This is a genomic window from Acinetobacter sp. YH01024 (assembly GCF_013420195.1).
GTDB lineage: Bacteria > Pseudomonadota > Gammaproteobacteria > Pseudomonadales > Moraxellaceae > Acinetobacter > Acinetobacter amyesii.
This window is the reverse complement of record NZ_VOYQ01000081.1, coordinates 1-5,423: the sequence shown is the minus strand read 5'-3', so window position 1 is coordinate 5,423 and position 5,423 is coordinate 1. Positions and strand designations below refer to the sequence as shown.

The following is a 5,423-nucleotide window of genomic DNA, read 5'->3' as shown; positions in this document are numbered from 1 at the left end:
TTTGTGCCATTTTTCTTTATACTGTCACTTAGGCAGGCTGGACACTTGATTTCTAGAGTTATTCGCATTTCTCTATTTTATCAAAATCCAACCTGCTTTTTTTCAGCATACTTTTTGAAACACCACCCGACTTTGGATCAGGTCAAATCTTTCGAGTCGATCAAGGATTGCTTTATCCAGTCAGTGAGTAAGTTAAATTTTAAAAAGCCCCATAACTTGGGGCTTTTTTTATTTATAGAATTTTCTAAAGATGAATGTAGATACTTTTAAATGAGGTAGTCAGTATTTTGAATAAAAAATCAAAGTAAAAAGAGGGTTGAAAGAGAGGGACTGAATTTTAACATACATGATATTTCATGTAATAAATGAGATTCTAAAAATTTGAAAAACAAAAAACTGAAATTTAAAGAAAGAAAATATGATTTACAAAAGCTTAACATTGGAAACTAAGACGTATTTCAAAACCTGTAATTTAATACAAAGGCTCAGTATTTGGTGACGTAATTCTTGTATTGCGTTTCAAAAGACATACCTGAAAGTAGTGATTATACATTCGAGATTCTATTTAAAAATAAAATTTAATCGGCCTTTACTATTAATATAGTTGAATATTCAAATATTATTGGTTTGTTTGAAAATTATTTTGAACTATTTCACAAATATTTGGTGAAATATGTAACAGCCTATATTATTTTTAATGTTACTAAATTTAATAAAAACAATAAGATATGTTATACCAAAAAATAGGGATATGAAAAAAATCCCCAAAATTTGGGATAAAGAGAAAAATTAAATAAAAATATAAAAATTAAAAATATTTAATATATTACAACCACATAATTTAAATATTCGTAAAAAATAATATTACATGAATATTCGTGTGAATATTCCGCATTAGGTTCTTTTTTTCTCCACATGATTAAGAATGAATCAGCACCTAGGGAAAGTAAGATTAATTAGTTTTTCTTAATAAATATCCTTTGATGCACATACTAATAAATCTCATATGAGAATGGAGAAGTGAAATGTCTACATCTAAAATTTTAACCGCAGTACTATCTGCAACATTGTTCGTAGCACTTCCAGCAACATCTGCAATCGCTGGTGGTAAAAAAGAATCTAAACAATGTGGCGGTGCGCCGTGTGAAGGCGAAATCGACATAAAGTTACAGATTCTTAAAGCATGTGAGCTTTTGGTAGGTAAAGACATCAAACTCGTTGAAGACAGTTATACGGGTGCTAGTGGCTTTACAGTTACAACGAACACTCCATATACATTAAATCTATCTACGCTAAACGCGGGTTCAAGTGCAGATACTTTTGTAAAACATGAAACCACTAGTGATAAAGTATTTACAAAAATCACGACTTCAAAAGGTGGTGTGAATTATCCAATCGGTTCTACACCTGTAGCTGGTATGAGCGTTGATAACTTTGCTGTATCTGTAGCTCCAAAAAATACAATTTCAGGTACTCAACGTGCTGGTACATACAAAGATACTTTATATATCAAAGTAGCTTACTAATCCAAATTTAGGGAGTTGATTCTACACAGTTAGGGTCAACTTCTTTTTATTTTTGAATTGATAATAATATTTAAATGTACTGGGGTGGGTATATGAAAAGTTTATTCAAAGTCGTTTCATTTAGTTTAATGACTTGCTTATTGAGTCCTCAAATATTTGCAGGTATTTCAATTAGCCCTGTGCAGTTATATTTAACCGATAAATCTAAACAACGCAGTGCGACATTTACTTTGGAGTCGAAAGGGGATGATGAGACACCACGTATTTTTGAGGCTCAAGCATTTAAATGGACTCAAAATGCCGCAGGGGAAGATGTTCTTTCACCTGAATCCAATATTATTATCAATCCGAAGAACTTTATTTTAAAACCAAATTCAAAACAAATGGTTCGTGTGGGTTTTACTCAATCTGTAGAAAGTATGAACCTACAACAAGAAGAAGCATGGCGTATTCTTTATACTGAGCTACCTCAAGTGACGAACTCTGAATCGAAAATTGCACTGTTATTAAGTATTAATGTGCCATTTTTTGTCGGCAAACAAGAACCCGCTTATTTGAAATTTATTGCTAAAAAATCGAATGGTCGCACCATTATTCAGGTTGAAAATTTAGCAAAATCACACATTCAAATCCAAAAACTTTATGTCATCGATAAAAGCAAGAAAACAGTCGCTGAATCTTCCGATATGAAATATTTATTGGCATTAGGTAAAAACCAATACGACATCGGGAGTGTTTCTTTACAAGGCGCTAGTAATTATAAAGTCGTTGTGGAAACAGATAAAGGTGACACTCCTTTGGAGTTTAATTTAGTTGAGTAGTGGCTATGAATAGAATTACATTGCTTCTATATTGTATTTTATGTGCTAATTCTGCTCATGCAGAAGCTGTTGATATGCCTGATGATTTATTTCCAACCAGTATTTGGGTAAACGAAGTAGACCGCAAGAGCGAAGTATTATTACTGACTGAAAATAACAAGTTTTATATAGAGTGCGCAGATCTTGATAAGCTGCAAATTAAAGTAGAAATTCTGAAACGACATGCAACTAAAAATTCATTTTGTTTGGTAACGGATCAAGATATTCATTCTGGATTTGATCCTCAATTGCAAGCTATCAAAATTAATCTTCCATCAAAATATTTCTTTGGGCTAGAAACGGATGCCTTAATCAGTCAGCCGATGCCTGCAAATTTTGGTGCATTTCTCAATTATGAAATGCACTTTGAAAATAACACTCAACATAATAATTTTGGTGTACTGCCTGAACTTGGGGTGTTTAAAGACAATTGGATTTTAAGAAATAATGCCTTTTATCGAAATAATAAAGGGGATGATTATCGTGAAGAAAAATTTGTAAGGTTAAATAGTAGTCTTGAGTTTGATTTCTCCAAAAATGCGACCAAGCTGATTATTGGTGATACGACCTCTGCCTATAGCGCATTAATTCATGGTGTGCGATTTGGTGGTTTGAGTTTTGGTACAGACTATACGTCACGTCCAGATTTTGTGTATTGGAATATTCCAAGTCTAAAAGGTAGTGCAGTTTTACCTTCGACTGTTGATTTATATATTGATGGCGTAAATATTTATCAGAAAAAGATTTCACCTGGAGATTATAACCTACAAACAGGTGCCAATATTGAAAGTGCTGGTACAGCGCAAATGGTTGTACAAGATGTATTGGGGAATACCACTGTTCGAAGTTTTCCGGTGTTAATTAGCAGTAAATTGCTCAAAGAAAATTTAAATGATTACAACATATCATTAGGGAAACTACGCTTCAGTTATGACGAAGAAAATAGCGATTATCGCGATTTTTTCAGTTCAGCCTATTGGCGTAGAGGTGTCACCAGTCGTACCACGTTGGGTGCAAGTGCTACCTATAGTGACAAAGTAAAAAATGCAGGACTGCTATGGACGCAAGCGGTCAATCGATGGTTTGTTTTAGACAGTATTTTTTTAGGCAGTAAAACCGATAATGACGATGGCTATTCTGCAGGTTTGGCTATCAGTCGTAATTTCGGGAAACTTAATTTTGGTGTGAGTTCACGCTACGCTACAAATGATTATCGGGCGTTAGGTTATGAAGATAATCATATTTTTCCAAAATTTGAAAATATGGCGTATTTGAGTTTTGCTAATTTTCCATTCTTTCAAAATTTAAATCTGAACTATATCGAACAAACCCAGTATGAATCTAATGATCCTTTATTTGAGTTAGAGGATCGCAAAATGCTCACTGTGGGTGTGAGTCGCGAAATTACACCGAATTTAATGTATACCGCCAACTATTTCCAAGAATTTGGAGATAGCGATGACTCAGGTGCCTTTATTACATTTTCTTATAATTTTGGTGGTGGTAAGCGTATTCAGGCTGATGCGGGTACCAATAAATCCGGCGGTGTCCGTTTCATTCAAAATGCATTCGGTGAATATGGTGCAAATTATGCGCTCGGTGTGGATTATCGTAATGATGAAACGGTATTAAATGCCTATGGTGGTTTGTCCACTGATGTTGGTGATTTAACCTTAAGTCATCTCTATAGTGAAAATGATTCAACAACACAGGTTGGCTACCGTGGCGCTATGGTGTGGTTGGGTGGTCAATACGCATTGACCAGTTTTGTCGATAATGCCTTTGCTTTAGTGAATGTTGGTGGTCGTGAAGATATTGATGTCATGCGTTCAATGTCTCCAGTCGCGAAAACCAATAAAAAAGGCTATGCCTTTGTACACGATATCGTTCCTTATATTAATTACGATATTTCATTTGATGAAAATCAATTACCGATCGAAAGCAAAGTTCCAAATGCTGCACATCGTTTAGTCGCATTAAGACAGCGTGGTTATAACATTAATTTTTCAGTATTTGATACACAACAAATATTGGTCAAAATATTGGATGAACAAGGTCATCAATTTGTTGCAGGAAGTGAAGTTGCAATTGATACCCCAGAAGCTGATGTTTATCCAGTGGGTTCAGATGGCACGGTAATGTTATATGGTTTGGTTGAAGGCTACTACAAGTTGACGGTGAGGACCAGTGGTGGTCGATCTTGCCAAACAGCATTAACAGTGCCGAAAAAGGTAGAAAACCAAACTCCTGAATTAATTACATTGCAGTGTAAATAAAGGAGTATTTCCAATGAAAAGTATTTTACTCATCTCAGCAGCGTTATTTAGTTCAATAACATTTGCTGCACCGAGTCGTTGTGAAATGGGACGAATCAGTGAAACCAATATGCGCTTGGCGAATTACTATAATAGTCAAGCGGCGAGTTCATTTAGTGTCGATTGTTCCGGTAAATACCGCATACGCTTTAATAGCCGTAATTTGCAGGATACTTCGGGCAGTAGTTTTGTGACGAATGGCCCGATTAAGCTCAAAACACGAATGACTGTTTCAGGTGCGATGGAAAATCTGTGGAATGTTTCTACAGAGCAAGGCGCTGGCAAAAATAACTATGTGATTGCTGTGCGTTTGGTGGAGCGAGTGAATGCAACGACACCTGCAGGAATCTACCGCGATACAGTCTTTGTAAATATGGTGTTTTGAGAGGCTTAGCGAGTGATTTTATTTCATGGTTAAGGTGATTATATGCAGAGTGCTAAGTTCATGTCGCTAGATTGAAGCTTGAGTATAGATATTAATGTGAGTCTCTAGCTTCAATCTAAGTAGCTCCATTCTCTGTTGCAAATATAAAGTTGGATGTGAATGTCTTGAGTATTCGAGATGTTAAAATATCGATATAGCGTTAAGAATAAATAGGGTCTGTTGACATTTGTTGATTAAAAAAATAGCGAGATAGTAAAATTAAATCGCCAAACCCAATTTTACACTCGCTATGCCTCGAACAATGCTAAATGATCAACACTGGTCCAAGTTACTTGCT

At 35.1% G+C, this 5,423-nt stretch carries 5 protein-coding genes; all 5 read left to right on the top strand.

Annotated features, from left to right (window positions below):
• A partial coding sequence (locus FTT88_RS17170) for a hypothetical protein (protein WP_218955743.1) occupies window positions 1-270 on the top strand: 270 nt, incomplete at its 5' end.
• A gap of 755 nt (window positions 271-1,025) precedes the next feature.
• Window positions 1,026-1,526 carry a hypothetical protein gene (locus FTT88_RS16670; protein WP_180005392.1) on the top strand — a complete coding sequence of 167 codons (501 nt, stop codon included), beginning with the start codon at window positions 1,026-1,028 and terminating at the stop codon, window positions 1,524-1,526.
• Window positions 1,527-1,618: 92 nt separating this feature from the next.
• On the top strand, window positions 1,619-2,347 hold the full coding sequence (locus FTT88_RS16665) for a molecular chaperone (RefSeq protein WP_180005391.1): 729 nt from the start codon (window positions 1,619-1,621) through the stop codon (window positions 2,345-2,347).
• Between the two features lie 5 nt (window positions 2,348-2,352).
• Window positions 2,353-4,662 (top strand): fimbria/pilus outer membrane usher protein, encoded by a 2,310-nt coding sequence (locus FTT88_RS16660; protein ID WP_180005390.1) that lies wholly within the window; start codon window positions 2,353-2,355, stop codon window positions 4,660-4,662.
• Window positions 4,663-4,675: 13 nt separating this feature from the next.
• Window positions 4,676-5,086 (top strand): hypothetical protein, encoded by a 411-nt coding sequence (locus tag FTT88_RS16655; protein WP_078189619.1) that lies wholly within the window; start codon window positions 4,676-4,678, stop codon window positions 5,084-5,086.
• Window positions 5,087-5,423: the final 337 nt, after the last annotated feature.

Bases quoted from the DNA above. Each gene is read 5' to 3' on its own strand.
- FTT88_RS16660 (WP_180005390.1), top strand. From the start codon at position 2,353: ATGAATAGAATTACATTGCTTCTATATTGTATTTTATGTGCTAATTCT.
- FTT88_RS16655 (WP_078189619.1), top strand. From the start codon at position 4,676: ATGAAAAGTATTTTACTCATCTCAGCAGCGTTATTTAGTTCAATAACA.
- FTT88_RS16670 (WP_180005392.1), top strand. From the start codon at position 1,026: ATGTCTACATCTAAAATTTTAACCGCAGTACTATCTGCAACATTGTTC.
- FTT88_RS16665 (WP_180005391.1), top strand. From the start codon at position 1,619: ATGAAAAGTTTATTCAAAGTCGTTTCATTTAGTTTAATGACTTGCTTA.